The 26,645-nt window shown below is 63.6% G+C and carries 23 protein-coding genes, 1 tRNA gene, 1 other RNA gene and 1 pseudogene; 15 read left to right on the top strand and 11 right to left on the bottom strand.

Annotated features, from left to right (window positions below; all coding sequences use genetic code 11):
- Window positions 1-25: 25 nt before the first annotated feature.
- Window positions 26-697, bottom strand: a complete 672-nt coding sequence (locus CH296_RS12385) for a TetR/AcrR family transcriptional regulator (RefSeq protein ID WP_032395315.1) — start codon at window positions 695-697, stop codon at window positions 26-28.
- A 104-nt stretch (window positions 698-801) separates the two neighbouring features.
- Here CH296_RS12385 and CH296_RS12380 point away from each other — a divergent pair, with 104 nt between their 5' ends.
- On the top strand, window positions 802-2,319 hold the full coding sequence (locus CH296_RS12380) for a DHA2 family efflux MFS transporter permease subunit (protein ID WP_032395316.1): 1,518 nt from the start codon (window positions 802-804) through the stop codon (window positions 2,317-2,319).
- 54 nt (window positions 2,320-2,373) lie between these two features.
- On the opposite strand, the gene CH296_RS12375 is transcribed toward CH296_RS12380, so the two are convergent.
- Complete coding sequence (locus CH296_RS12375; protein WP_032395317.1) at window positions 2,374-3,660, bottom strand: aminotransferase class I/II-fold pyridoxal phosphate-dependent enzyme; 1,287 nt, start codon at window positions 3,658-3,660, stop codon at window positions 2,374-2,376.
- Between the two features lie 53 nt (window positions 3,661-3,713).
- Window positions 3,714-3,808, bottom strand: an RNA gene (gene ffs, locus CH296_RS12370) — signal recognition particle sRNA small type.
- Window positions 3,809-3,903: 95 nt separating this feature from the next.
- On the opposite strand from ffs, the gene CH296_RS12365 reads away from it, so the two are divergent.
- Window positions 3,904-3,991, top strand: a tRNA-Ser gene (locus CH296_RS12365).
- Window positions 3,992-4,205: 214 nt separating this feature from the next.
- Here CH296_RS12365 and CH296_RS12360 read toward each other — a convergent pair.
- The gene (locus tag CH296_RS12360; protein WP_032395318.1) at window positions 4,206-4,952 is read right to left on the bottom strand and encodes a 3-hydroxybutyrate dehydrogenase; all 747 of its coding nucleotides are present in this window, start codon (window positions 4,950-4,952) and stop codon (window positions 4,206-4,208) included.
- Window positions 4,949-6,364: an MFS transporter gene (locus CH296_RS12355; protein WP_032395319.1), complete on the bottom strand. Its 1,416-nt coding sequence runs from the start codon at window positions 6,362-6,364 to the stop codon at window positions 4,949-4,951. Before CH296_RS12355 ends, CH296_RS12360 begins: the two co-directional genes overlap by 4 nt.
- Before the next feature lie 137 nt (window positions 6,365-6,501).
- Between CH296_RS12355 and CH296_RS12350 the strand changes: the two genes are divergently transcribed.
- Window positions 6,502-7,410: a LysR family transcriptional regulator gene (locus CH296_RS12350; RefSeq protein ID WP_179273014.1), complete on the top strand. Its 909-nt coding sequence runs from the start codon at window positions 6,502-6,504 to the stop codon at window positions 7,408-7,410.
- Between the two features lie 64 nt (window positions 7,411-7,474).
- On the top strand, window positions 7,475-8,197 hold the full coding sequence (locus CH296_RS12345; RefSeq protein ID WP_094684891.1) for a hypothetical protein: 723 nt from the start codon (window positions 7,475-7,477) through the stop codon (window positions 8,195-8,197).
- Between the two features lie 149 nt (window positions 8,198-8,346).
- Here CH296_RS12345 and arr read toward each other — a convergent pair whose 3' ends face one another.
- Together arr and CH296_RS12335 are read right to left on the bottom strand one after the other, a co-directional pair.
- Window positions 8,347-8,775, bottom strand: coding sequence for an NAD(+)--rifampin ADP-ribosyltransferase (gene arr, locus CH296_RS12340; RefSeq protein WP_094632213.1), 429 nt, complete (start codon window positions 8,773-8,775; stop codon window positions 8,347-8,349).
- 116 nt (window positions 8,776-8,891) lie between these two features.
- A complete protein-coding gene (locus CH296_RS12335) occupies window positions 8,892-9,542 on the bottom strand; it encodes a class I SAM-dependent methyltransferase (RefSeq protein WP_094684966.1) in 651 nt (216 codons plus the stop codon).
- Window positions 9,543-9,605: 63 nt separating this feature from the next.
- On the opposite strand from CH296_RS12335, the gene CH296_RS12330 reads away from it, so the two are divergent.
- Window positions 9,606-11,042 (top strand): NAD(P)/FAD-dependent oxidoreductase, encoded by a 1,437-nt coding sequence (locus CH296_RS12330; protein WP_256980433.1) that lies wholly within the window; start codon window positions 9,606-9,608, stop codon window positions 11,040-11,042.
- On the opposite strand, the gene CH296_RS12325 is transcribed toward CH296_RS12330, so the two are convergent.
- Window positions 11,014-11,625, bottom strand: a complete 612-nt coding sequence (locus CH296_RS12325; RefSeq protein ID WP_094684889.1) for a CDP-alcohol phosphatidyltransferase family protein — start codon at window positions 11,623-11,625, stop codon at window positions 11,014-11,016. The genes CH296_RS12330 and CH296_RS12325 overlap by 29 nt on opposite strands.
- Window positions 11,622-12,290 carry a TVP38/TMEM64 family protein gene (locus CH296_RS12320; protein ID WP_230596763.1) on the bottom strand — a complete coding sequence of 223 codons (669 nt, stop codon included), beginning with the start codon at window positions 12,288-12,290 and terminating at the stop codon, window positions 11,622-11,624. Before CH296_RS12320 ends, CH296_RS12325 begins: the two co-directional genes overlap by 4 nt.
- Before the next feature lie 168 nt (window positions 12,291-12,458).
- Here CH296_RS12320 and CH296_RS12315 point away from each other — a divergent pair, with 168 nt between their 5' ends.
- From CH296_RS12315 to CH296_RS12285, 8 genes and pseudogenes are all read left to right on the top strand, one after another.
- Window positions 12,459-13,670, top strand: a complete 1,212-nt coding sequence (locus CH296_RS12315; RefSeq protein WP_256980432.1) for an ABC transporter substrate-binding protein — start codon at window positions 12,459-12,461, stop codon at window positions 13,668-13,670.
- Complete coding sequence (locus CH296_RS12310) at window positions 13,667-14,506, top strand: ABC transporter permease subunit (RefSeq protein WP_094684887.1); 840 nt, start codon at window positions 13,667-13,669, stop codon at window positions 14,504-14,506. Before CH296_RS12315 ends, CH296_RS12310 begins: the two co-directional genes overlap by 4 nt.
- Window positions 14,503-15,276, top strand: coding sequence for an ABC transporter permease (locus CH296_RS12305; protein ID WP_094684886.1), 774 nt, complete (start codon window positions 14,503-14,505; stop codon window positions 15,274-15,276). The genes CH296_RS12310 and CH296_RS12305 overlap by 4 nt, the downstream gene beginning before the upstream one ends.
- A complete protein-coding gene (locus tag CH296_RS12300) occupies window positions 15,273-16,304 on the top strand; it encodes an ABC transporter ATP-binding protein (protein ID WP_094684885.1) in 1,032 nt (343 codons plus the stop codon). Before CH296_RS12305 ends, CH296_RS12300 begins: the two co-directional genes overlap by 4 nt.
- Window positions 16,305-16,670: 366 nt before the next feature.
- Window positions 16,671-16,827 (top strand): annotated as a pseudogene (locus tag CH296_RS29540) (translation initiation factor IF-2 N-terminal domain-containing protein); the annotation flags it as partial.
- Between the two features lie 53 nt (window positions 16,828-16,880).
- Window positions 16,881-17,459: a helix-turn-helix domain-containing protein gene (locus CH296_RS29880; RefSeq protein WP_373557281.1), complete on the top strand. Its 579-nt coding sequence runs from the start codon at window positions 16,881-16,883 to the stop codon at window positions 17,457-17,459.
- Between the two features lie 139 nt (window positions 17,460-17,598).
- Window positions 17,599-17,751 carry a hypothetical protein gene (locus CH296_RS28935; RefSeq protein ID WP_179277712.1) on the top strand — a complete coding sequence of 51 codons (153 nt, stop codon included), beginning with the start codon at window positions 17,599-17,601 and terminating at the stop codon, window positions 17,749-17,751.
- A gap of 402 nt (window positions 17,752-18,153) precedes the next feature.
- Window positions 18,154-19,998 (top strand): SIR2 family protein, encoded by a 1,845-nt coding sequence (locus CH296_RS12285; protein ID WP_143546356.1) that lies wholly within the window; start codon window positions 18,154-18,156, stop codon window positions 19,996-19,998.
- Window positions 19,999-20,242: 244 nt separating this feature from the next.
- Here the strand turns inward: CH296_RS12285 and CH296_RS12280 are convergent, their stop codons facing one another.
- A complete protein-coding gene (locus CH296_RS12280) occupies window positions 20,243-22,153 on the bottom strand; it encodes a UvrD-helicase domain-containing protein (protein WP_094684882.1) in 1,911 nt (636 codons plus the stop codon).
- Window positions 22,150-24,189, bottom strand: coding sequence for an ATP-dependent endonuclease (locus tag CH296_RS12275; RefSeq protein ID WP_094684881.1), 2,040 nt, complete (start codon window positions 24,187-24,189; stop codon window positions 22,150-22,152). The genes CH296_RS12280 and CH296_RS12275 overlap by 4 nt, the downstream gene beginning before the upstream one ends.
- A gap of 555 nt (window positions 24,190-24,744) precedes the next feature.
- Between CH296_RS12275 and gluQRS the strand changes: the two genes are divergently transcribed.
- Window positions 24,745-25,605: a tRNA glutamyl-Q(34) synthetase GluQRS gene (gene gluQRS / locus CH296_RS12270; RefSeq protein WP_094684880.1), complete on the top strand. Its 861-nt coding sequence runs from the start codon at window positions 24,745-24,747 to the stop codon at window positions 25,603-25,605.
- Window positions 25,606-25,708: 103 nt separating this feature from the next.
- Complete coding sequence (locus CH296_RS12265) at window positions 25,709-26,581, top strand: hypothetical protein (RefSeq protein WP_094684879.1); 873 nt, start codon at window positions 25,709-25,711, stop codon at window positions 26,579-26,581.
- Window positions 26,582-26,645 lie beyond the last annotated feature (64 nt).

Raw genomic sequence — 26,645 nt, 5'->3', positions numbered from 1 at the left:
GTTTCGTGACGTGGACCCAGTTCACTCAGCGTCGACGACGATGCATCGCCGTCTTGGCCATGTCGACCTCGTCGCTGGTGAAGGGACGCCCTGGAAGCGCCGAGCGCGGGACACCGTCGCCCCGCAGACCGTCGAGGAGGACGGTGAAGTAGCGACGCCAGTTGGTCGCATCGACGGCGCTGGAGAATTCGACGCTCGCGCCGATCATGCCGAGCACCGGATAGAAATCGTTGACCGCGATATCGGACCTCAGCTGCCCGGACGCGAGCGCTCGCTCGACGATCTTCTCGAAGAACGGATCGATACGCGAACGAACCCGAGCGATGCCGCGACAGCCTTCGTCCGAGCCGAGGACGACCTCACCGAGTCCCCTGTCGGAGGACATCCCCTCGCACACCTCGGCCAGGAACTGCACCAGCCCCTCCCACGGATCCTCGGCCTCGAGTGCGCGCTCCGCGGTCGCGAGCATGTCTTCGAGTCGCTGCTCGAAGACGCCGTCGATCAACTCTTCCTTGCAGGAGAACCGTCGGTAGACGGTTCCGACGCCCACTTTGGCGTGGGCAGCGACGTCGTCGAGTGTGATGTCGATTCCGCGTGAGGCGAACAGTTCGCGCGCCGCGTCCACGATGCGTCGACGGTTGCGTTCGGCGTCCGCACGGAGGGGCTTCGCTGCCGATGTGTCGGCTCTCACACTCATTCGATGTCCGTTTCACCCGATAAGCGGAGGACAGTCCTCCACTTCGCTGCTACCTTGTTCTACAACCGGAGGATACACCTCCGCATAGTCGAACCGAGGACACCATGACCACCCTTTCATCGGAGAACGTGGGCGACGCGACGTCGACCACGACACCGGCGGACGAACGTGCGCATAGGAATCGATGGCTGATTCTCGCCACGCTCGGCCTGGCCCAGCTCATGGTCGTGCTCGACGCGACCATCGTGAACATCGCACTCCCCGCTGCCCAGCTCGACCTGGGCTTCGACAACGCCGATCGCTCCTGGGTCGTCACCGCATACGCCCTCGCGTTCGGCAGCCTGCTGCTGCTCGGCGGACGGCTCAGCGACCTCTTCGGTCGCCGCAACACCTTCCTCATCGGCCTCGTCGGCTTCGCGTTGATGTCGGCGGTGGGCGGCGCGGCCGTCAACTTCGGCATGCTCGTCGCGGCTCGCGCCGGTCAGGGTCTCTTCGGCGCACTACTGGCCCCCGCCGCCCTGTCGTTGTTGGCCACCACCTTCACCGACACCAAGGAACGCGCCAAGGCATTCGGCATCTTCGGTGCCATCGCAGGCGGCGGCGGCGCACTCGGCCTGCTGCTCGGCGGCATGCTCACCGAATGGGCCAACTGGCGCTGGAGCCTGTACGTCAACCTGATCTTCGCTGCACTCGCCTTCGTCGGCGGGTTCCTGTTCCTGGCCAAGCACAAGGTCGACGTCCGGCCGAAGCTCGACATCCCCGGCACCCTGGCGGTCTCGGCTGCACTGTTCTCCATCGTCTACGGCTTCGCACACGCCGAGTCCGACGGCTGGAGCAACTCGGTCACCCTCGGATTCCTCGCCGCTGGTGTCGTTCTGCTCGCGGTATTCGTGACCATCCAGATGCGCGTCGAGCACCCCCTGTTGCCGCTGCGCATCGTCCTCGATCGCACCCGTGCGGGATCGTTCCTGGCCGTATTCGTCACCGGTGCAGGCATGTTCGCGGTATTCCTGTTCCTGACCTACTACCTGCAGAACACCCTGAAGTACACACCCATCACCACCGGGTTCGCGTTCATGCCGATGATCGCGTCGCTGATCCTCACCGCCACCCTGTCGACGGCGCTGATCCTCCCCCGCTTCGGGCCGCGCATCCTGATGACGACCGGCCTGATCGTGGCCTCGGTCGGAATGGGACTGCTGACGCAGATCGACATCGACAGCAGCTACGTCACGCACATCCTGCCCGGCCTGGTCATCATGGGCCTCGGACTCGGGGCCACCATGGCACCGGCCATGCAGGGCGCGATCTCGGGCGTCGACCCGGACGACTCCGGCGTCGCATCGGCAACGGTGAACACGATGCAGCAGGTGGGCGGCTCGATCGGCACGGCGCTCCTGAGCACAGTGGCTGCCAACGCCGCCACCAGCTACGTCAGCTCCAACATGGCGACGGCAACCGACGCGGCTCTGCTGCAGGCCAATGCCGAGATCGCCAGCTACACCACCACGTTCTGGTGGGCGTCGGGAATCTTCCTGCTCGGCGCAGTGCTGTCGGCCACGCTGCTGAAGAAGGGACCGCTACCGTCGGCTCCCGAAGGTGCGGTTGTCGTCGGGCACTAGTGCGCTACGCGCAGTGGTGTGGTTATGCGCCTCAGGGGGCGCATAACCACACCACTAGCTTTCGAGGAGCTTCTCCGTCGCGGCCAGCAGTACGCAGGTCGCGACTCCGTCCATCGACTTCTCCAGCTCACCGAGCGACGGGAAGCTCGGGGCGAGGCGAATGTTCTTGTCTTCCGGATCTTTTCCGTACGGGAAGGCCGAGCCGGCGGCCGTCAGCGCGATTCCGGCGTCCTTGGCCAGCGCGATCGACCGAGCGGCTGTGCCCTCGAGCACGTCGAGGCTGATGAAGTAGCCACCCTTTGGTTCGGTCCACGACGCGATCTTCGACGCACCGAGACGGTCTTCGAGGATCTGCTGCACCAGAGCGAACTTCGGGGCCAGGATCTCGCGATGCTTGGCCATGTGGGCCCGCACGCCGGCGGCGTCACCGAAGAAACGCAGGTGCCGCAGCTGGTTCAGCTTGTCCGGCCCGATGCTCTTCTTGCCGAGATGCTTCTGGTACCAGGCGAGGTTCTCCTCGGAACTGCCGAAGAAGCTGACGCCCGCACCGGCGAACGTGACCTTCGACGTCGACGCGAACACGAACGCGCGGTTGGGGAAGCCTGCCTCGGCCGCCATGCCGAGCACGTCGTACGACGGCGCGAACTCCTCGGTCAACGGATGGACCGCGTAGGCGTTGTCCCAGAACAGTCGGAAGTCCGGTGCAGCCGTGGGCATCGTGGCCAGCGCTCGCACAACTTCCTCGGAGTAGACGGCACCGGTGGGGTTCGCGTAGTTCGGCACCACCCACATGCCCTTGATCTGCGGGTCCGACGCCACCAGGTTGGCGATCTCGTGCACATCGGGGCCGTCGGGTCCCATGGGAACAGAGATCATCTCGATGCCGAAGCTCTCGGTGATCGCGAAGTGCCGGTCGTAGCCGGGAGCCGGGCACAGAAAGCGCACGTTCGGCTCGGCCGACCAGGCCCGCGGCGAGTCGGGCAGACCGTGCAGCAGCGCCCAGACCACGAGGTCCTGCATGATCTCGAGGCTGGCATTGTTGCCGGCCAGCAGGTTCTTCACCGGGATGCCGAGCAGTTCACCGAAGATGGCGCGCAGTTCCGGCAGGCCCGCGAGCCCACCGTAGTTGCGGCAATCGGTGCCGTTGCCGTCCTTGTAGTCCGCGCCCGGGAGCGTCAACAGCTCGGCAGCGAGATCGAGCTGCTCGGGTGACGGCTTGCCGCGAGTGAGATCCAGCTTCAGATTCTCGGTCTTGAGCTGCGTGTACTTCGCGCTCTGCCGCTCGTGCTCGGAGGCAAGCTCCTCATGGTTCATCAGACCCAACTGGGTTTGCGCTGACATGCGGAGCGGCCTCTCGGTGACTGGGTTCCCCGGACAGTGTTGCTGCCACTGAATAAAGGGGACCCCGCGCACCCGGCAGAGCCCATTGACCCTTGCTGCCTTCCGGCCCTGGGGGAGTTCACAGGATGCGCGCCGCGCGGGATCCGTTAGGAAGTGTAGCCGCCTCCCGCCGGGCAACACATCACCACCCTTCGCGCCTCCCGATTTGGGAGATGGTGGGGGTAACCGGGTAAGCTCCGCCACGGAGGATTCGCCTAGTGGCCTATGGCGCTCGCCTGGAACGCGGGTTGGGTTAACGCCCTCAGGGGTTCAAATCCCCTATCCTCCGCCAGAGAAGCCCCCGTGACACGTCACGGGGGCTTCTTGCTGTTCGGGATGGGTCCGTTCACCCGCCCGCCCTGGTTCGCGCCTACCCCGTTCGCGTCAATGGACCCTTGCACCGGTCAGACGTGTGCAAGGGTCCATCCACCCAGTTCACGATTCCGCGTCGATGGCACATTGACACGCTCAGACGTATGCAGTGGTCCATTGACGCGGGGCGCGGACTATCGAGCCGACCAACCACCGTCCATCGTGTACGACGCTCCGGTGACCATGCCTGCGTGCTCGGAGGTCAACCAGCCGACCAATGAGGCGACTTCGGCGGGTTCGACGAGTCGCTTGATGGCAGCCTCGGTCAACAGGACCTTTTCGAGTACTTCGTCCTCGGGGATGTCGTGTGCCTTGGCCTGGTCGGCGATCTGCTTCTCGACCAGCGGCGTGCGCACGTATCCCGGGTTGACGCAGTTGCTCGTCACACCGTGGGCGGCACCTTCGAGGGCCGTCACTTTCGACATGCCTTCGAGCGCATGTTTGGCGGTGACGTAGGCGACCTTGAATTCCGATGCCCGCAGTCCGTGCACCGAAGACAGGTTGACCACTCGACCGAAGCCGCGAGAGTACATGTGCGGCAGGGCAGCTCGGATGAGCAGGAACGGAGCCTCGACCATCAGGGTCTGAATTCTGCGGAACGCGCCTGGGTCGAAGTCGACGATCGGTGCGACGGTTTGAATGCCCGCATTGTTGACCAGGATGTCGACGTCCAATCGGAGGTCGTCGAGAGCGGTGGTGTCGAGCAGATCCACCGACCAGACGTCACCGCCGATCTCCGACGCCAATTCCTTTGCCGCAACGTCGTTCACATCGGCGACGGTGACGCGTGCGCCCCGGCCGGCCAGCTCGCGTGCACACGCGGCCCCGATGCCGGACGCTCCACCGGTGACGAGGGCGGAGCGTCCGGTCAGGTCGGTCACTGCTTCACATTCTGATCGAGCAGACCAGCCTTGGCCAGCTCGGCTTCGGTGGCCAGGTTCTTGGCGTCGGCGATGTCGATGCTTTCGAGCGCCAGTCCCTTTGTTTCCCTCGCGATGACGACGGCAACCACGGTGATCGCGCAGGCCACGGCGAGGTACACCGCGATCGGCACGGACGAGCCGTAGACGTCGAGCAGCTTCACCGCGATGATCGGGGCCAGCGAACCGGCGACGATCGAGGTGACCTGGTAGCCGAGGGACACACCGGAGTAACGCATCCGCGTCGGGAACATCTCGGCCATGATGGCCGGCTGCGTGGCGTACATGAAGGCGTGGAACATCAGGCCGATGATGATGGCCAGCATGATGACGACGTTGTGTCCGCTGTTCATCATCGGGAAGGCGAAGAAGCCCCACGTCGCGGCGGTGATGGCACCGGCGAAGTAGACGGGGCGACGCCCGACGCGGTCGGCGAGCTTGCCCACCAACGGAATCGTGCAGAAGTGGATCGCGTGGGCGATGAGCATCCACCACAGAATCGTGGAGGTATCCGTTCCCACTTCCACCGAGAGGTACGTGATCGAGAAGGTGACCACGAGGTAGTACATGACGTTCTCACCGAAGCGCAGGCCCATCGCGGTGAACACGCCACGCGGGTAACGCTTCACGACCTCGAAGACGCCGTACGACGCAGCCTTGATGACCTCGGCCTGCTTGTGGGCCTCGAGGAAGATCGGGGCGTCGGAGACCTTGGTGCGGATGTAGTAGCCGACGAAAACGATGACGGCAGAGAGCCAGAACGCGACGCGCCAGCCCCAGCTGAGGAAGGCCTCGTCGGACAGGGTGGTCGTCAGGACGAGCAGAGCGACGGTGGCGAGCAGGTTGCCGGCGGGCACGCCTGCCTGCGGCCAGCTGGCCCAGAATCCGCGGGACTTGTTGGGGCTGTGTTCTGCGACAAGGAGAACCGCGCCGCCCCATTCGCCGCCGACGGCGAAGCCCTGGATGAATCGCAGCGTCACCAGCAAGGCCGGTGCCCAGTAGCCGATCGCCTCGAAGGTGGGCAGGCAGCCCATGAGGAACGTGGCTCCGCCGACGAGGACGAGGCTGAACTGCAGCAACTTCTTGCGGCCGTACTTGTCGCCGTAGTGGCCGAAGACGATGCCACCCAACGGTCGTGCGACGAAGCCGACGGCGTAGGTGACGAAGGCAGCGAGGATGGCGTCGAGCTCGCTGGTTCCGGCGGCGAAGAAGATCTTGCTGAACACCAGTGTCGCGGCGGTTCCGTAGAGGAAGAACTCGTACCACTCGACGATGGTGCCTGCCATCGATGCCCCGACGACCTTCTTGAGGCCTGCGGGGGTGGCATCGGGGTCCGGTTCGGACCGTTCTGCCAGCGGCTGATCGACGCTCATTGACTCTCCTGTGTTACTCGGCACTCGATGGTCACTGTTGTGACAGACCACACATTGGCGGGTTGCTCTGAGTATTGGTGCAGATGTTTCTCGGCGCAAGAGCCATGAACGCAGGTCGGATCTGCAAAACTGCAGACATGACGCTCGGTGGCGCGAAGATCCCCAGTGCAGACGACCTGCTGGTGCTGCTCGCTGTCAGTCGAACAGGTCGCTACAGTTCTGCTGCCGACGACCTGGGCATCAACCACACGACCATTTCCCGACGCATCGCCGCGCTCGAGGACACCCTCGGTGGCCGGGTCCTGACGCGGGGTGCCGGTGGCTGGGAGCTGACGCAGTTGGGCCGCGGCGCGCTGGCCGCTGCCGAGGCCGTCGAGGACGCGCTGCGCACCCTCGTCTCGAGCGACGCGGGTGCGTTGGAGGGCGTCGTACGCATCTCGGCCACCGACGGATTCAGTGCCTACATCGCGGCCCCGGCCGCGGCGCGGGTGCAGCGCGCTCACCCGCGGGTGAGTGTCGAGATCGTCGCGGTCACCCGACGGGCATCGCAGCAGCGATCGGGCCTGGACATCGAGATCGTCGTCGGCCAACCGCAGGTGCACCGCGCGGAGGCCATCCGGCTGGGGGACTATCTACTCGGCCTCTACGCATCCGAGGCCTATCTGAAGGACCACGGAACTCCGCAGGTGCCGGCCGACCTCTCCGCGCACCCGTTCATCTACTTCATCGACTCCATGTTGCACGTCGACGATCTCGATCTGGCCCCCAACTTCACCCCGACGATGCGCGAATCGGTCACCTCCACCAACGTCTTCGTCCACGTCGAGGCGACCCGCGCCTCGGCCGGCATCGGACTGCTGCCGTGCTTCATGGCCGACCGCCACTCCGACCTACAACGAATCCTGCCCGACGCCATCGCGGTGAAACTGACCTACTGGCTCGTCACCCGAAGCGAAACATTGCGACGGCCGGAGGTGTCGGCGGTGGTCGACGCCATCCGCGCGGTGGTGAACGAGCAGCGCGCGGCTCTGTTGGGCGAGAACTGACAGCGTCGGCGCGGGTATACCGTCGACCACACGGAACTTCCGTCCCAGAAGGAGCGTCCCCTCGATGGCCGATATCGACTTCTACTTCGATCCGGTGTGCCCGTTCGCCTGGATGACCAGCAAATGGGTCCGTAAGGTCCAAGCCCAACGCGACTACACCGTCGACTGGCGGTTCATCTCGCTGCGGCTGCTCAATTCGCACATCGATTACGACGCGCACTTTCCACCCGAGTACGAGGCCGGTCACACCGCAGGTCTGCGACTGTTGCGGGCTGCCGCCGACATTCGTCGCGAGCACGGGTCGGACGCGATCGGGCCACTGTACGAGGCCCTCGGCACGCACATCTTCGACACCGAGGCGGTGCCCGACGACGCTGCGAGCCACGGACATCGCGGCACCGCGGAATTCCTCGGGCCGATCCTCGAAGAACTCGGGCTACCCACCCGTCACACCGCAGCACTGGATGATTCGTCTCTGGACGAGGAGATCCGAGCCGAAACCGATCATGCGCTGTCACTGACCGGCAAGGACGTCGGCACACCCATCATCGCCTTCGAGCCGCCGGACGGAGTTGCCTTCTTCGGCCCGGTGATCAGCCGACTCCCCAGCGACGAGGAGGCAGTAGCACTGTGGGACAACGTGATCGGCCTCGCTCGGTTCCCCGGCTTCGCCGAGATGAAGCGCAGTCTGCGTGAGCTTCCTCAGTTGAAGGCCCTCGGTGTGCAGGACGACGAAGCGGGCGTGGTCCAGGACTGGCACGGCGGGAGCCGACGCCAGAAGAAGTGATGGTGCGGCCGGCTTGCTCGTTGTTCGTTTTCACCCCAACGCTTTTCGCAGGCTCTCGGCGAATCGGCTCCGATCAGGTGACCGCAACGCACGTGCCGTCGTGATCGGGTGAACCTCGGCCCGAGCGAAAAATCACCGGAGAGTGTCGCCTAGTCGTAGAGAACGGCAGTTCCCGTTCGCCGCAACGCCTCCAGTCCGTCTCGGAAACGCTGCAGGTATTCGGGCGAATGACCGACCCAGTCGGTCATCTCCGCGATGACGCGTACCGGTTCTGCACTGCGATAGGAGTGGGTCGGGTTGCCGGGAAACTTCTTGTCCGTGACGTTCGGGTCGTCCTCCGCACTGCCGGTCGGCTGCACGATGTAGACCCGCGGATTCCCCTCGCCGACGGCCATTTCGGCCGCGAGCACGGCACCGTCGAGCACCTTGGTCATGTAGACGTAGTTCGAGATGTGCTCGGGACGATAATTCGAGCGATAGCCCGGGACCAGAAGATCACCGGCCTCGAGATCGGCCTTCGTGCCATGAAAGTAGGCACCGGACTCGTGCACGCGAAAACGCTCCGGTGTATCGGCCATGTCTGCCATGGAAACTCCTCCGTGTCGGTAGCCGGAAGAGTGTGCACCGCCGATGGGGTCTTGCCGCAAGCCCCCTACCCGGCGATACACTGAAGGCAACGACAGTTGTGCGACCTTCAGTAATTCGGCTCTGCGAGACGGGAGCCGACAGTCCCGACGCGAATCTGGACATGGCCGCCGCGGACAGCGCGGGCCGAAAGATTCTGCAGTAGTGGCGTCATCGCCGTCCACGGATGAGCCTCGATGTCCGACCCTCCCAGTCGACACGCAAGCTTCGCCAGCGGGGTCCACCCCGCCGCCCGTCCGACGGGACGCTGCATGTCGACGACAGCCACGACGCCGCCCACTCTCGTCGCCGCGATCATCGCATCGAGGGCCGCCTGCCATGGCGTCATCAGCGACAGCGCGTAGGTGCTCAGGGCCGCATCGAACGGGGCCTGTTCCCCCAGATCCGCGGACGTCAGGGCGGTGGCGTCGGCTGCGACGAGCGTGACGTTGCTCCAACCGAACCGGTCGGCTCGCCGTCGGGCCTGTTCGAGCATCTGCGGGCTGGCGTCGACTCCGGTGATCGAGCCGGTCGGGCCGATCATCCGCTGCAGCCCCGCGAAATTCAGCCCCGTCCCGCAGCCGAGGTCCAGAACATCGCTCCCCACAGGCAGATTCAGCAACTCGAACGCCGCCTCCCGCCCGGCGCGATACACCGGCCATTCGAAGGAGATCACGTCGTACAGGCGCGCCGAGACGGTGTACTTGGTCGGTCGTCTCATCTCGGGTCTCTCCAAGGCGCAGGCATAGTGGGAGGTATGGGAATACGTCGTTCGTCTTCGAGTGTGCCCGAGAACCGCGCCGACGTGGTTGTGGTGGGCGGCGGTACCGCCGGCATCGTGGCAGCGAAGACCGCGGCGGGCTTCGGTATACGCGTCGTACTGATCGAGCGTGACCGCACCGGCGGCGACTGCCTGTGGACCGGATGCGTTCCGTCCAAAGCATTGCTCGCGGCGGCTTCGGTGGCCGCGACGGTTCGATCCGCGTCCCGCTTCGGCATCGACACCGAACCGCCGCGCGTCGATTTCGCGCGCGTGATGCGGCACGTGCACGGTGCGATCGCCGAGATCGCGCCGATCGATTCACCGGCGGCCCTCACCGAGGCCGGAGTACAGGTGATCAGCGGCGACGCGGTCTTCACCGGTCCGAACACTGTGAGAGTCGGAACGCGGATACTGCATTTCGGTCAGGCGATCGTGAGCACCGGCGCGCATCCCACGGTGCCGGCAATCGACGACATCGAGCACGTGGACTACCTGACCAGCGATACCCTCTGGGATCTGACGGACTTACCGCAGCGACTGCTGATCGTGGGAGCCGGATCGGTGGGTTGCGAGATGGCGCAGGCATTCTCGCGTCTCGGGTCGGACGTGACCCTCGTCGGGCGGTCGGCCACGATCCTTCCCCGCGAGGACCGGTCGGCCTCGTCCGTACTGACTCAGACCCTCACGGACGAGGGCGTGCGGGTCCTGACCTCCACCGCCGTCGTCCGCATCGACGACGGCTCGGCCACCACCGACACGGGCGTCGAACTCGGATTCGACCGGGTTCTGATCGCCACCGGACGAACGCCGCGCACCGCGGCACTCGGCTTGGACACGGCCGGAGTGGCTGTGAGCGACAACGGATTCGTACAGGTCGACGACAATTTGCGGACCACCAATCCTCGCATCTGGGCGGCCGGGGATCTCACCGGCCATCCGCAGTTCACCCACACCGCAGGCGTGCACGGCAGTCTGGCCGCGAGCAATGCAGTCCTCGGCCTTCGGCGAAAGGTGAGTACCACGGGAACTCCACGAGTGACGTTCACCGATCCCGAGATCGCCTCGGCCGGAATCGATGTGCGCACCGCCAGGCAGTACGGGTTACGACTGCAGACCCTCGACCACCACCACGTCGATCGAGCCGTCACCGAGGGGGCAACGAACGGATCGACGACGCTGGTGCTCGACGCCAAGCGTCGTATCGTCGGGGCCTGCGTGGTCGGACCGCGAGCGGGCGAAACCATCGGGGAGCTGATCATCGCCATCGAGCAGGGCCTGCGTACCCGAGACCTCGCCGGAGCCACCCACCCGTATCCGACGTACAACGACGGGCCGTGGAACGCGGCGATAGCAGATGTGAAGGCGCAGTTGAGTTCTCCCGTCATCTCGCGGGCAACCGCCGTACTGGCGAAAGGGCGGAGCAGATGGATCAGGAGAGGGCGCGATAGCCGGCGATGATTCGCTGGCCGGAACTGACTGCAACCACTGCCGCCCAGACCACCGCGATCTGCCATGAGATACCGGGCAGCAGCAGCCAGAGGCAATGCACCGCAATCGTTTCCGCACCCTCGGCCAGGCCTCCGAGGAACGACAGCGAGCGGCCGTCGTCGATGGTGCGGCCGTTGCGTTCGGCGATCGAGGAGAACGCGAGAAACGCGGTGCCGTTGATGTAGTACGCCAACAGCACCAGCAGGAACGGCCACCACGGGGCGTCGTATGCGGCCGAGGCACCGACCGCGACGCCCACCACGGTGGTTCCGTAGACCACGAAATCGGCGGTGATGTCGAAGAATCCGCCTGCACCTGAGCCCGTCGCGCGCCTACGGGCCAAGGGTCCGTCAAGACCGTCGGCGATGCGGGAGACGATCCACAATGCCAACGCGAGCAACCAGAACTGCAGGCCGGCCGCCAGTGCACTACCGAGGCCGAGCACCAGTCCGGCGGCGGTGATGCGGTCGGGCGTGATCGACGGGCGGTCGAGCGTGCGGGCACAGCGATCGAGCGGGCCTTCGAGATGGCGGCGCAGAAAGCTGTCGATCATTCGGCAGCTCCGGTGAGTCCCAGACGTCGCGCCAACAGGGCCGAACCGGCCGCGATCGCCAGCACCGCGAGCAGTGCGATGGCGAACGGCCACGACAGCGGAGACGTTCCGTAGGCCCCGAGTGCCGTGTAGGCGACGGTCGCGGGCACGATGCCGATCATGGTGCCCACCACGTAGTCGCGCTGGCCCACCGCACTGACTCCGGCCGCGTAGTTGACCAGCGAGAACGGCAGCGGCACCAGTCGCACGAGCAGAACCGACAGCAATCCCCGACGGCCGAGCATGGCGTCGAGCCGGCGGAGCCTGTCCCATTCGGTGCGGGCCACCTGCCCGCGGCCCAGCGCCCGCGCTCCCCAGTACCCGAGATACGCCCCCATCGTGGCGGCGAACACCACAACGGTTGCACCCACTGCCAGACCGAACAGCAGTCCCGACGCGATGGTCAACGTGCTGGCGGGGAACGGAGTGGCGGACAGGACGGCGTAGAGCACGACGAACAACGCGATGCCCCAGGGCCCGGCCGACGCCACTCGGTCTCGGATGTACGACGGATCGGGCAGGTCGACGGTGCCGAGCACGATCACCAGAGCGACGACGACCACGGCGGCCCCGAGCAATTTCAGGGTCGTGCCTCGCCGGCGACGCGTCGGGCGGTCCTGCGTCACGGTGTGTGCCTCTCGTCCGACGGTTCACGCTCCATTGTGCACACGGCCGGTCTGCCCGCGTGTTCAGCGGTTGTCTCATTCGACCGATTACGGTGGTGAGGGCAGCGTCGTCGACGGCTGCTTCGGTTGATCTGGAGGCCCACGGTGATTCGTTCGGTACGGTGCGCAGTGACGATTGCCGCGAGCGCAGGGCTGCTGCTCACGGCCTGCGCTGCGCCGGATTCGGAAGCTCCGATCGCCGAGGCGCAGTCGTGGAGCGAGATCGAACAGCAGGCGCAGGGGCAGACCGTCTCGCTGTGGATGTACGGCGGCGACGAGCAGGGCAACGCCTACGTCGACGATGTGCTCACGCCCGCGGCGGCCGAGGAAGGCGTCACACTGCGGCGCGTACCGGTGGAATCGACCACCGACGCCGTCAACCGCATCCTGTCCGAGCGGCAGGCCGGGGTCACCGACGGCGAAGTGGACCTGGTGTGGGTCAACGGCGCGAACTTCGGCACCGGCAAGCAGGCGGGCGCGTGGCTGTGCGGGTGGACGCAGAACCTGCCGAACATGGAACTGACCGATCCCGAGGATCCACTGTTGCTCGACGACTTCGGCACTCCGGTCGAAAACTGTGAATCACCTTGGCACAAGGCTCAATTCACATTGGTCTACAACGCGGCGGCCATCCCCGATCCGCCGACGACATTCGACGGCGTGCTCGACTGGGCTCGCGCGAACCCGGGCCGCTTCACTTACCCCGCTCCCCCGGACTTCACCGGATCGGTGTTTCTGCGTGAGGCGTTGATCAATGCCTCGGGCGGCGTCGACGAGGTACCCGCTCGGTTCGATCAGGACTCCTACGACCGCTTGGCCCCGGCATTGTTCGATCGACTGAACGAGCTCGCCCCGTCACTCTGGCGAGAAGGCACGACGTATCCACAGTCCTCCTCCGAGCTCGACGCCCTCTACGCCGGCGGCCAGGTCGACATGACCATGACGTACGGCCCCGCGACCCTCCCGAACCTCGTCGCCGACGGCACCTTCCCGCCGGAGACTCGCGTCCTGACTCTCGACGAGGGAACCGTCGGAAATGCGAGTTTCCTTGCCATCCCATCGACATCGGGGAAGTCGGCAGCGGCACAGGTGGTCGCCAACCTCGCGTTGTCGCCCGAGCAACAACTCGCGAAGGCGACGCCGGACGTGTGGGGTCAATTCACCGTTCTCGACCTGGATCGGTTGACGCCGGAGTCTCGCGCGCAGTTCGAGGCGTTGCCGAGTTCGACGGTGCTGCCCTCCTACGAGGAGTTGTCGGCCAATGCGCATCCCGAACTCTCGGCGGACTGGGTCTCGCCGCTCGACGAGGGTTGGCGTCGAAGCGTGCTCGCAGGTCAGTGAGCGCGTCCACGAAGAGCTTTCGCGGCACGGCGGCGGTGCTGCCTGCCGTCGTGTTGGTCGTTCTCGTCGTCGGCGGCGGTCTCGGGACGGTGGTGCTGCAGAGCTTGGGTCTGATGCCATTGGTCGGCACCCCCGAACTGTCGGTCGGCGCGTATTCGGCGCTCGGCGATGACCTGTGGCGCTCAGTGGGGCTGACGCTGTCGATTGCCATCGTCTCGACGGCTCTTGCCGCGGTGATCGGGCTGGCCGTTGCACTGACGGCTCTGTCGGGTGGACGCGCCGCGTTGGTCGCGGCCGGGGTGACGGTCACGGTGCCGCACCTGATCGGTGCCGCCGCGATGGCATTGCTGCTGGCCGATTCGGGGATGCTTCCCCGAATCCTCGGCATGACCGACGGTGGCTGGCCGGAATTGATCGGTGGGAAGTGGTGGATCGCCGTGATCCTCGAATACGCCTGGAAGGAATCGGCTTTCGTGGCCGTCGTCGTGGCGGGCACGCTCGCCACCCGAATAGCAGCATTCGACGAGACGGCCGCGACCCTCGGCGCAGGCCGGTGGGCTCGGCTCCGTTTGGTCACGCTGCCGCTGGCTCGGCCCGCACTGATCGCGTCGGCGGCCATCGCGTTCGCCTACACGGTCGGCTCGTACGAGGTGGCCCGTATTCTGGGTCGCCCGTATCCGGAGCCGTTGTCGGTGATGGCGATTCGCCTGTTCACGTCGATCGATCTCGAGACGCGTCCGCAGGCTGCTGCTGCGGCGACCGTTGCCACCGCGCTGACGGTGGTAGTGGCCGCGGTGGCACTGCATTATCTGCGCAGATCGGCAGCGTGGAAATGAATCGCGTTCCTCCTTTCGCCGGCCGGGCCGTGCTGGTCCTGTGGTTCCTGCTGCCGCTGATTCCGGTTGTCCTGTGGGCCATCAGCAATCGCTGGTCGTTTCCCGGTTCGGTTCCCCAGGAATGGGGATTCGACGGCGTTCGCAGCGCCCTCGATGCCGGGGGTACCGATGCTTTCATGCGCTCGACGCTTCTCGCTCTCGCCGTCGCCGCCATCGCAACGCCATTGGGCGCATTGGCCGCTCGCGCCCTGGTGAACGGTACCGTGCGCTTTCCTGCTGTCGTGGCCGGTGTTCTTTTCGCGCCTGTGGCTCTACCCCCGTTCGCCGTGGCGTTGGGGCTCGACGTTCTGGTGCTGCGCTCGCGCATTCCGAGCACGGTGGCGGTGATCGCTCTGCTGACCGTCGCGGCCATTCCGTACACGACGTATCTGATGCGAGTGGCATTCGGCGCGTACGACATCGGCTTCGAGGAAGAAGCTCGCACACTCGGTGCGTCGAATGCCATGGTGCTGAGACGGATTCGCATTCCGCTGTTGGCTCCGGCGTTGGCGGGGGCGGCGTTGCTCGCATTCCTCGTGGCGTGGAGCGACTACGTGATAACCCTGCTGATCGGTGGAGGCAGACTGGTCACCGTGCCCATTCTCGTCGCCTCGTTCGCTGCCGGGACCGGCAACGATTCGGTGGTGGCCGCGCTGTCGGTCGCCGCCGTGGTGCCGCCGTTGTGGCTGGTGCTCATGCTGGCCCGGTTGCGTCGTAGGAGTGCAAGATGAGCGTCGAACTGTCCGTTCACGGACTCACGAAAGTCCATGCCGGTCAATCGGTTGCGGCGTTGGATTCGTTGGATCTCACCGTGTTACCGGGTTCGTGCACGGCGATTCTCGGGCCGTCGGGATCGGGCAAGAGCACTGCACTACGACTCATCGCGGGACTCGATTCACCCACTGCCGGCACGGTGCGCATCGACGGACACGAGGTGAACGACGTCGCGGCCGAAAATCGCGGCGTCGGCATGGTGTTCCAGCGTCCGATGTTGTTCCCGCACATGTCGGTACTCGACAACATCGGCTTCGCCTACCGCGCCGCCGGGGACAGTCGCAAGCGGTCGCGCGAACGTGCCCGGGAGTACCTGGACCTGGTCCACCTCGGCGATATCGGAGGTCGTGCGGTGTCCGAGGTATCGGGCGGGCAGGCTCAGCGGGTGGCGTTGGCGCGTTCGCTCGCCGGCTCCCCGCGCGTGTTGTTGTTGGACGAGCCCTTCAGTGCACTGGATCCGTTGTTGCGCACCGAGATGCACGACCTGGTTCGCGAACTGCGTTCGACGTTGGATCAGACTCTGTTGCTCGTCACTCACGATCAGCAGGAGGCGGCGGTGCTGGCCGATTCGGTCGCGGTGCTCATCGACGGCCGATTGGAGCATCACTCCGATATCGCCACGGCCTACACCCGGCCGAGCACCCTGGCAGTCTCGCGACTGATGGGCGGGATGAACGAAATCGAAGGCGAGTGGGACGGGGTTGGAGTCCATCGCTCCGAGCTCGGGGAGTTGGAGGTCGAGGGAGTTTCTCTGCCGGCCGGGCCTGCCGTGTTACTGGTGCGGCACGAGCTTATCAGTCTGGATGACAACGGGATTCGTGGAGTTGTTTCGGGTTTGAGGCCCACCGGATTTCGCAGCATTGCCGACGTGACCGTGGGGTCGGTGACCGTGAAGGTGGAGTCGTCGGCGGGATCTGCCGCCAAGATGGGGGATTTGGTGGGGTTGCAGATTCCAAGTGAGGCGAGGTTCGTTGTCACGGATTGAGATCGAGGATGTGGCGGTTCTCAGTCCGAACGCTCTGGGATCCGTCGCTAGAGGTCACATCACCCACCTACGAAAATGCAGTTTCCGCATCGTTGGGTTTCGTGACGCGAGGCTTCCGATAGCTCGGTTGTGTACCGGCGCGCGGAGAAGAACTGGCCTCTCGGGCTACGGCATCCCTCGTCCTACCGCTTGACGAATGCCATTCTGGATGGGACAGTCACAGTGCGGCAGAGCTATATTAAAACCAAGTCCTTCCAGGTTCCTGGGGGGATATTTTTATGCCTTGAGCCGCGGAGACTAGTACTCGTGCCGAACACAGCCGCTGACGCGCGTTGCAGTGTCACACTTGCGTTGGGGGTGAGGGGCATGACTGGAAGAGCCCGTGTGCACGAGCTGGCGACAGAGTTGGGCGTTAGCGCCAAAGAAGTGCTCGCAACGCTGAAGGCGCAGGGCGAGTTCGTAAAGTCTGCTTCCTCGACAGTCGAGGCACCGGTCGCACGTCGCGTACGCGAATCGTTCCGACCCACAGCCGCGCCGTCGACGAATCCATACCTGGCAGACCTTGGAGTATGGCCAATGCAGAGAGGAGGAGCTCGTCCGTATTCTGCTCAAGCACGAAAGGTGTCGCGGTACCCCCAACCTGATCCACCCCGCCCTGTACCTCCACCACTTAGGCCGCGCCCAGCAGCGCGACCGTTCCCCCGCACCTCCAGCGCTCCGTCCTTGAGCCAACTCGTCACTGCACTCGAGGCCAGCGCGGTAGCGGGCGTCACGCCAGAGACAATCCGGAAGTGGGCCTCCCGCGGCTACTTGCCGAGTCGAGGCAAGCGTGGCCGGGCGAAACTCTACGACCGCGATGACGTGTTGAGAGTTCGCAATGAGACGCGCGCCAGAACCGTTGATGCCGCCGTGTCTTCGCAGTTGGACGTGCCACCCGCCTACTACAACCGGCTCATCACCACCAACGAGGTGGCACGTCTCTTCGAGGTTGCACCGTCGACCGTCCGGAGTTGGGTTCATCGTGGTCACCTTTCCCCGAGCCATCGTGGGACCCACGGTTGGCTGTTCAAAATTGGACTTGTACTGATCGCCGCAGATGACCGCGGGCGAAAGGTCTACCGCGCTCAACGCGCCGCGTACTTCTACCCGGATTGACCCGGACCGGAAGTCACAGCCCGCTCTTCGGAGCGGGTTTTTTCATGCCCGCCTGGCATGCCGAACTCCGCAACGGTCCACGTTGCGGTTCAGGTCCACCGGTATCTACTGGTGGCGACCCCCAGAAGCGGAGGTGCTCATGATGCTCGCGACAATTGCGGACCATCAGGTGCTCGTCCCTGCTTCGCTTTACGCAGCCGGATGGTTCGTGTTGCGACTTCTTCCCCTGGTGTCGGATCGCGCGAACAAGCGTGCCGTCCGTCTCGCCAAGGCGAAGAACAAAAGCAAGTAGGCCGAGCAAAAAGCACGACTTCTGTGGGAGGGACAAGTCTGTCCAAAATCAGCCGCAAAACGCCAGGTCGGCTCCGAAAAAGGCAATTTGTTGTACCGGTCCGACTATGGTCAGACAAGAACCAGATGCGGTCCGCACACCCGCTGCGAAACACTCGGCCTGTGGCGGAAGGCTATAACCGCATTCTCCCGCCACAGACGGGGATGTGCGTCGAACCCAATCTCACGATTCCCGGGCCCTCACATCACGAGATGAGGCGACCAGTCGCCATTCAATCGGCTTGTGAGAAGCCAACGGCTGCCTGCCCCAGTCCGGGCGCTGGCAGAGTTGGCAGGAGTGTTATGAATCGCGTCGCGAAATGGACCGAGTCGGTACCTACAAGATTCAGAACAAACAGCTAGCTTGAATCCGTACATCTGGAGAGGTGGCGTGGTGGGTGTAGGAAGAAAATCTGGGTCTTTTCGCGGCGCATTGGAACCACACGTAGGACTGGCATTGAGTCTGGCGGCCCGGCCGGGTAACTCGGTAGTGGTGGCGGGTGCCGGGCTCTCAGTGGGTGCTGGCGTGCCCGCAGCCTGGCAGATCCAGGAGCGCCTGTTGACAAGGATCGCCGCTGCGAACGGAGAGCGTCCTGAGGACGTATTCGAGTGGTGGAAGAGCAGGACTGGTTTGGATGCGACGTACGACGAGCTGCTTCACGCTGCGGCACCCACACCTCTTGGGCGCAAGGACCTTCTACGTGAGTTTTTCGAACCCACGGACAGTGAACGTGAGGCTGGTCTCAAAGTACCTTCCGCCGCTCATCGAGCTATAGCGAGGATGATGGCTGATGGCTTGATACGCATCGCGATCACGCTCAATTTCGATCTTTTGATCGAGACCGCTCTACGAGACCTGGGCATCGAACCCACCGTCGTCTCCACGCCGGCGGACGTGATGGGAATGGAACCGCTACACGCCCAGCGACACCTTGTGTGGCATCTGCACGGCGACTACACGAACCCGGAAATGCTCAACACCCCAGACGAGCTGGGGACGTACCCCACCCACGTCGTTCACCAATTAGATGAGGTGTTCGATCAATACGGTCTGCTTGTTGTTGGTTGGTCGGCCCAATGGGATCCCGCTCTGGTCGACCCATTAGCGAGGTGCTCAAGTAGGCGGTATCCGACGTTTTGGCTTGATCGTTTTCCACTGAACGACAGGGCTTCAAAGTTAGCGATGGGCCGCGACGCGACGGTGGTGATCGAGGATGCCGGGGAGTGGCTACCGAAGGTGGTTGAAGCGTGTGATGCGATACAGCTCCGCGCAACGGACCCTGTCAGCAGTGCGGGCGCAGTCGCCGCTGCCAAACGCGATCTGGGTTTCAAGCGTATACCGATCGCGACACACGATCTCCTGCTCAAAGAAGTTCAACGGATCAGAGAACTGCCAGCGTTCTCGACCGATGAGAACACCTGGAGAACGTTGCCATATCGAGACCGAGTACCAGCGATGGAGAACGAACTCGAATTGTGGGGTGCACTCGTAGCAACCCTGGCCTACTGGGGAGATCAACAAACCGACGATTGGTGGATTTCGAGCATCTCCTATCTGGCCGTAGTTCCTGTATTTAGCGGATCCACAGATGCGAACGATGCATTGAAAGCGCCGACAATTCTCGCCCTGTACGCCGCCGGAGTCGCGGCAGCAGCAGCGGGTCGGTGGGAGACTGTGGTCAGAATCTTGACAGACATTCCGGTTCTAAATCCCTACTCGGGCAGGAGGAGTCCAGTTGCTGCATTGTTCAAACCCGACGATATGTACCCGCACAGCAACTGGGCCAGCCGGAAACTGTTCCGTCTTCTGCAACCTTTACTGGCTGATGTAGTCGGCCTGGGCTCAATGGTCGACGATGCATGGGAGAAATTCGAATATATCGGCTACGCATTGGATTTGGCACGGGGAACAGAAGCGAAGCCAGTGTCGTTACCTTACTTGCAGGTCGACGACGATCGCTCCGACGGCAGAAGGGAAACCGTGCCAGTGGTAGCGGGTTCGGTGAGAACGCTTAGCGCCCTCATCGAGGGAGTAAATCCACATATCGACAACACTCGATTTGCAGACTTCTTCGCTGCGATGGACGCCGCGGACAGCCGAATAAATAATTCTGTCGAGAACATCGAAAGACGTGCTATGCCGGCGGGGGTCGCGGTGTGGTTGCCGAGTGGCCGCCGCTATGCCGCCATCACTGAAGACGTTGCATGAGTGGCCGGGGCTCGGCGCACACGAGGCAGTTCATCAACGAAGCGGGCGGACGTTTTCGTCGAGTTCCATGGCGGGGTCGGCCAGCCAATTCGGGACATTTAACAGTGTCCTTAAGCGGCAGCTGTCGGCGGCGCTCGCGCTACGATGCTGCACGCATCTGTCGCTTAGGTCAATGTGCTTTGACCCGCGTCTCCACGGTGCTTAGGACGCAACTTTCATTCCGAAGCGGAGCAACGCGGGACGCCTATTCAAAGCGAATTAGAGATACCCCTGCGTCCTGAAGGTCCTCGTATAGCTCTCCAAGCTGTGCCGGCCTGCCCCGCTCGTCACACTGGGTGAAGATCAAGCGTTCGGCTGCCCGAGAGACTCCCACGAAGAATGTCATCGTGGACCCAACGATGTCTCGTGCGTGCGCCCACCACTGGTCGCTATCGAGTCCAACGAAGAATACGGTGTGGTACTCCAGTCCTTTGCTCCGGTGAATTGTCAGAAGGGGGACTGCGTCTTTGTCGAGAAAGGTCCCGGCCACAGCGCTCCACGAGTCAACTCGTGCAAGCGTTTGGGCGAGCCTGATACGGAACGCCTCAAGAGTTACTGTGAGGTCCTCAGGCCTGTCTCCAAAGAGACGCTTGTGCCCAGCGGTCTCTACCCGAGCAAAGTCCGTCAATTGATCGGCCAGCGAAGTCGCGATGTCCTCGCTCACGTCAATACTTGGGTCTCCGTGGAGGGTCGTCCTGGCCATCCACCTACGAAGGTTCCGAAGGTAGTCCGTGAGATCGTCCTCAACCTGTGTTCCGACTTCTCTGCTGCTTTGCCCTGGAGAGACTCGCAACAGCATTGAGGTGACATCACGCCAAACCTGTGGCTGCCCGCCCCTGCTGGCCGCGAGGGCGAGGATGCCCAGCAGAAGACTTACGAGGTCATCGGTAAGCAGATCTTGCAGTCTGATCTTCCCAATCTGCGCATCGTCGTTTCGTAGTCTCAACCCGACAGCTGACAGTGCTCGGGTCAGCTCAGGTTCCAGCTTGGAGACTTCCTGCCTCGCGATCAGGGCATAGTCGGCGGGGTGTCGACCTGTCTCTTCCATGTCGACCGCGATCCATGCGGCGATGGCATCAGCTTCGCGCTCGGCGGTAGCAAACGACCATGCTTCGACAGGCGTTTCACCCACCGGTAGGGCGACCCGTGAATGCTGAGGCGGGGATTCGGGGTCAAGTCTGATCGCGAAGCGGTGCTGGAGGTCCACGAGCTGCTGGGTGGAGCGAAAATTAGAGGTGAGGGCGAACGGCTCGGCACCAAAGTCAACTTCGAACTGTGCAAATGCATCACCCAGAGCCCCGGCCCAGCCCATGATGCGTTGCTTGCGATCACCGACGACGGTCACAGTCGTTCCTGTATTAGCGAACACCGTCTTGAGGAATGAGTATTGGGCGTAGGTGGTGTCCTGGAACTCATCGACGAACACAAACGGATAAGTGGCACGGAGAGCGCGTTGAAGCTGCGGACTGGTCCGAATGATTAGGTCGGCGAGCCGATTCAACATGACGAAATCGAGTACCGGGGTGTCAGCGTGCAAGTAATTGCGCTTCCACCATTCTTGAACGGCGTACTCGCCCGCCGATGTCGGAGCCGATTGTTCGGACGGGACGGCCGGGAGTTCTGCTGCACCTAAGACATTGGAGAGGAACGAGTCTGCTGAAAGCGCGTTGACTGCTTGCGCCGCAGTCGGATCCAGCCCACCAACGATGTCAGCGAAAAAGCCCCCTACCTCTTTTTTCGTTGAGAAGCCGATCTTGTAGTCCGCACCCAGTGCCCATTCTGTCGGCAGCAGTCCGCGGAACCGGTCCACGATCGACTTGGTGAAGGCGTCGAAGGTCATAGAGGCGAACCGGTGAGCATGTTCAGGAAGACGTCGTTGGACGCGGTCTCGCAAGTTCGTCGCGGCTGAACGTTTGAAGGAGATGGCCAGGATCTGCTGGGGTGGCCGGCAAATGCCCGTCTCAAGGAGGTACCCGGCCCGTTGCGCCAAGAACTCCGACTTCCCGGCACCTGGACCTGCTGTCACTGAGGCTGTTCCGGCCCGCAGGGCATCCCAAGCGGCCGGTTCAAGGTCCTCGATGTCATGCGGGTGCCAGTCCTTGGGGGACGCGATCATGATGGCGTCACTGCTTTCTCAATGCGGTCCAGGAGACGGCTGAGTCGCGGTGGCGGCTTAGCAAGCTCGTCCTTCGACACGAACGACAATGCTCGAAGGTGCGTGCTCGGCTTGGAGTTCGACAAGAAGAGGTATCGATACCATCGGAGTAGGTCCATCTGAGCGGGGCTGTAGTAAAGCGTGATGTCAGGTCGATCCTCGGGGTCGCCAAGTACCGAGTCACGCGGGTCGCCCTTGCTGCTCGGCCCGGACTTGCCGTCTTCGAGGTGGTCGGTGTACGCGCTCTTGTAACGGGCGAGCAGTTCCAGGTCTAGATCCAGCGGTGCAGAGAAGTAGACCCCCCATTTTTCAAGGTGCTCAAGCCACGCCTTCAGCTGGTCGATGCTGAGCTCGTCGATGTTCTCCACACTGGTGGCGTCGCCGATGGCCTCACTCCCATCGAATGGTGATTTGCCGAACTCTGAAAGTCGATTGCATGCGTCTCGGATGCGGCCTTCGCCTGCACCGTCCCGGCCGTAATCCAGGTCCAATAGCGTTGCGTGCGGGATGTTGAGCTGGTTGAGCAGGCGCCAAAAGTGGTTTGTGTGACGTCCGCCGAGGGGGACAACGGCAACGAAGGACTGGTCTATATGAAGGTTCCGCGCGGCCGCGAGCTTGGGGATGACCAGTTCCTCGGAAGCGCCCTCGCCGAGGACAACAAAACGCGCGAAGTACAGCTCGGGGTGAGCCTGGACTGCTTCGCGGATGTACTTGCCCGCGTCGGTTGCATCATCAGGAAGAACGATTGGGCTGACGGCGGTCGACCGCGTCGTTTCGTCGATACGGAAGTGCCTTACCCGGTCGGGTGGGATCCGTGACATCACGCTGGCAGAGTGGCTGGAGATCAGGGCCTGTGCCCGCCCTGAACCGGTGACCGCGACGAGCTGTTCGACGACTCTCGACAGGAAGTAGGGCGATAGGTTATTTTCCGGCTCTTCGATCGCCAGAAGCGTCAGGGTTGGCAGTGTGGAGGCCGGCATGTCGAATTTGTCGTCGTGCTTGCCCGAGGCGATCTCTGACTCTAAGTCGAGGGTGGCCGCGGTCAGAGCAATGTGCAGGAGTGACTGCTGACCGTCGCTGAGCTCCCGGGCAGAACGCGTTCGACCGGTAGCTGTGGGCTCAAACAGCATCTCTGCATTGCTGACCAAGACAGTCATGTCTCGGGTGATCGGCTCGAAGGTTGGGTTCTGATCCGTGGACTGATGGTGGAGCTCCTGCCACCGCGACGCGATTGCCTTGGTCACAGCGGCGACGACGGCCTCGGTCTTAAAATTGACGGACAGGTCATCAGCAGCACCGGCTATGTGGTCGCGGAAACCTTTCGACCACGTACTCGCCCGCCACAGACGTCCTCGGAGGAACGAACTGACCTGCCGACCGCCATCTCTCGTTGCCGGCACATACACGGCCTGAATACGATTGCGGTCCGATGCCCTCAGATCAACGCATTGATCTTCAAAGTCATCATCGAAGGTATAAGCAATTCGACGCTGGTCCTCAATAAGACCACTGGCCGACCCGTCCGCAGTCCAGGTCGCATCCAGGACGATCCTCAGCTTGAGTTGGCCCTCGAAGTCAGCTGCCATCTGCGCAAAAATTTCAGGGACGGTCACGGCGGCATCGGCTCCCCCTTCTTTAGGGTTGCCGTCGTCGGCGTCGGCGTCGGCGCTCGTGTCGGCGGCGTCGTCGGCGTCAGCGCTCGTGTCGGCGTCGGCGCTCGTGTCGGCGGCGAGCTCGGGGAAGGCGAAAATCGCATCCACCCGCAAAGTTCGGTTTGTCACCGGTTTGGTCTCGTTGTGCGGAACGTGGAAGTCCTCGACGTGGATCTCTCGCTGTTCGGCTACTACGCTGAAGAGTCTGAGCAAAGCCTGGAGTGCCGCCGTCTTACCTGACGCATTCACTCCCAATAAGGCAGTCAGTCGATCGTCGAAAGTAACCGTGTGTGGGTTCGGCCCAAAGCACTGAAAATTGGTAAGTGTGACCCGTTCGAGATACATTTGCTCAGACCCTCTGCTCGAACCGCCCCTTCAAATAAGACCTTAGTGGACGAGCCGTCAGGGATCATGTCTTTTACAGACAGTGGACGTGCCAGCTGCCTTCACGCATTCATCGCGAAGAGCCACACTGCTTCAACACGATGTCTGTGACGGCATTTCCGACAAGGGGCGCGTGTTCGCGGCGCTAGACCTCGACGCAGTCGATGCAGGCGTGCCCGGCCTGTCGTGCAGTTGCGGATCCGTCGGCTCCTTGCGGGCGCACCTTGGGTAACCGTACCCAGCGCGCAGAGATTACCCCCCCCCGATTTGTTTATCGCGCCGGGGTCGTAGCCGGCCTGTTAGGCACGAAGACGGCTGGTGTCTAGGATCGCGGCCCCAGAAAGCCCCGTGGCACCGAGGTTGCCGTTCGTCGCGATCGCCCCAAACAACGGTGACCGCGCGGCGGTGGGTGCTTCCCTACGGCATTTGTGTCCATCGAATGCAGATACGAGCAACCAACGCCCGTCGTTCGAGCACCCCGTAGTTCACCAACCCGTCTGAAACTACGATGTCCCCATGCCCGCCGGACGCTTCGCTCCCAGTCCCTCCGGCGATCTCCATCTCGGCAATCTGCGCACAGGCTTACTGGCCTGGCTCTTCGCCCGCTCCACCGAACGGCGTTTCGTGATGCGCGTGGAAGACCTCGATCGCGTCAAGGCCGGCTCGGAGCAACGCCAACTCGACGACCTCGCCGCCCTCGGACTCGACTGGGACGGGCCGATCATGCGGCAATCCGAGCGTCGGGAAATTTACGACGCCACGATTCGCACGCTGACCGCCGCCGGGCTGACGTACGAGTGTTTCTGCACGCGTCGGGAAATCCTCCAGGCCGCCTCCGCCCCGCATGCTCCCGACGGCGCGTATCCCGGAACCTGCCGCGACCTCACCGCAAACCAGAGAGCAGCGAAGGACCGCCCACCTGCCATTCGATTGCGTTCACAGGTAACCGAATTCACCATCGTCGATCAGCTGCAGGGCCTGTTCCGAGGCCAGGTGGACGACTTCGTCCTGCGTCGATCCGATGGCGTGCCCGCCTACAACCTGGCTGTCGTCGTCGACGATGGCGCGCAGGGCGTCGATCAGATCGTGCGCGGCGACGACCTGCTCACCTCCGCGCCGCGACAGGGCTACCTCGCTCAGCTCCTCGGCCTCACCCCCGCGACGTACGTCCACGTGCCCCTCGCGCTCAACGTCGAGGGCAAGCGTCTAGCCAAGCGAGACGGCGCGGTGACGCTACGCGAACGACCCGACGCGTGGGCACTCATCACCACTTCCCTCGGTGTGCCCGACGTGAAGAACGCCGAGGAATTACTCGAGCGGTGGAAGCCGACGCAGGCACCCCGCGAACCGTGGGTGTTCGACCCCGCGAATCCCTGATCCACGAACCGATCGAGATCACGTTGCAATGTGACGGGACCCAACTCGGGATCGATCGGACGTACAGTGACCGCGACAACTCTTCCCGAGGGAGAAGGACACGATGACCTCAGGCGGTTACGACCCCGACAAGGATCCACAGAACCCCGGTGGCTATCCGCCGCCGCAGGGCGGTTACCCACCACCTCCCCAGGGCAACTACCCACCTCCCCAGCAGGGCAGCTACCCACCACCCGGCAACTACCCGCCGCCCCCGCAAGGCAACTACCCACCGCCCCCGCAGGGCAACTACCCACCACCCGGGAACTACCCGCCGCCTCCACAGGGCAACTACCCGCCGCCTCCGTCGTTCGGTGAGTCGCCGATGCCGACGCAGTTGTCGGTCGGTTCCGCCATCGGATACGGCTTCGAGAAGTTCAAGCAGAACGCCCTCGTCTGGATCGGCATCGTCCTGATCGCCGCGATCATCCAGGGCGTCCTGAACTTCGTGCTGACCTCCGACAACTTCGTCCTCAGCTTGATCTTCAGCGTCATCGTCGGAGTCGTCGCCCTCCTCATTCAGGCAGCACTCGTCCGCGGCGCTCTGCACGAGGTGGACGGGATCAAGCCCGCTTTCGGGTCCTTCTTCCAGTTCAACAACGTCTTCGCCATCGTCATCGCCGGCGTCCTCGTGGGCATCGCAACCGGCATCGGCTACATCCTGTTGGTCATCCCAGGACTCGTCGTCACGTTCTTCACGTGGTGGACCTTCCAGTTCGTCATCGACCGCGGCGACGAGCCGATCCCCGCCATCAAGGCCAGCGCCAAGGCGATCGCATCGAACGGCGGGACCATCTTCGTCCTCGCGCTCGCCCTGTTCGGCCTCAACATCGTCGGCGCGATCCTGCTCGGCATCGGTCTTCTGGTGACCATTCCGATCACGATCATCGCCGGAACCTACGCCTACCGCGTCACCGTGGGCGGCCGCGTCGCCTGACCGGTGATACGCCTCGATGGGCGCGCATCCCTCACCCGGGATTCGCGCCCATCGTCGTCTCGGT

Source organism: Rhodococcus sp. 14-2496-1d (assembly GCF_002259365.1).
Lineage (GTDB): Bacteria > Actinomycetota > Actinomycetes > Mycobacteriales > Mycobacteriaceae > Rhodococcoides.
Note: the sequence above shows the minus strand (reverse complement) of the source record. Positions and strands in the feature narration are given on the sequence as shown.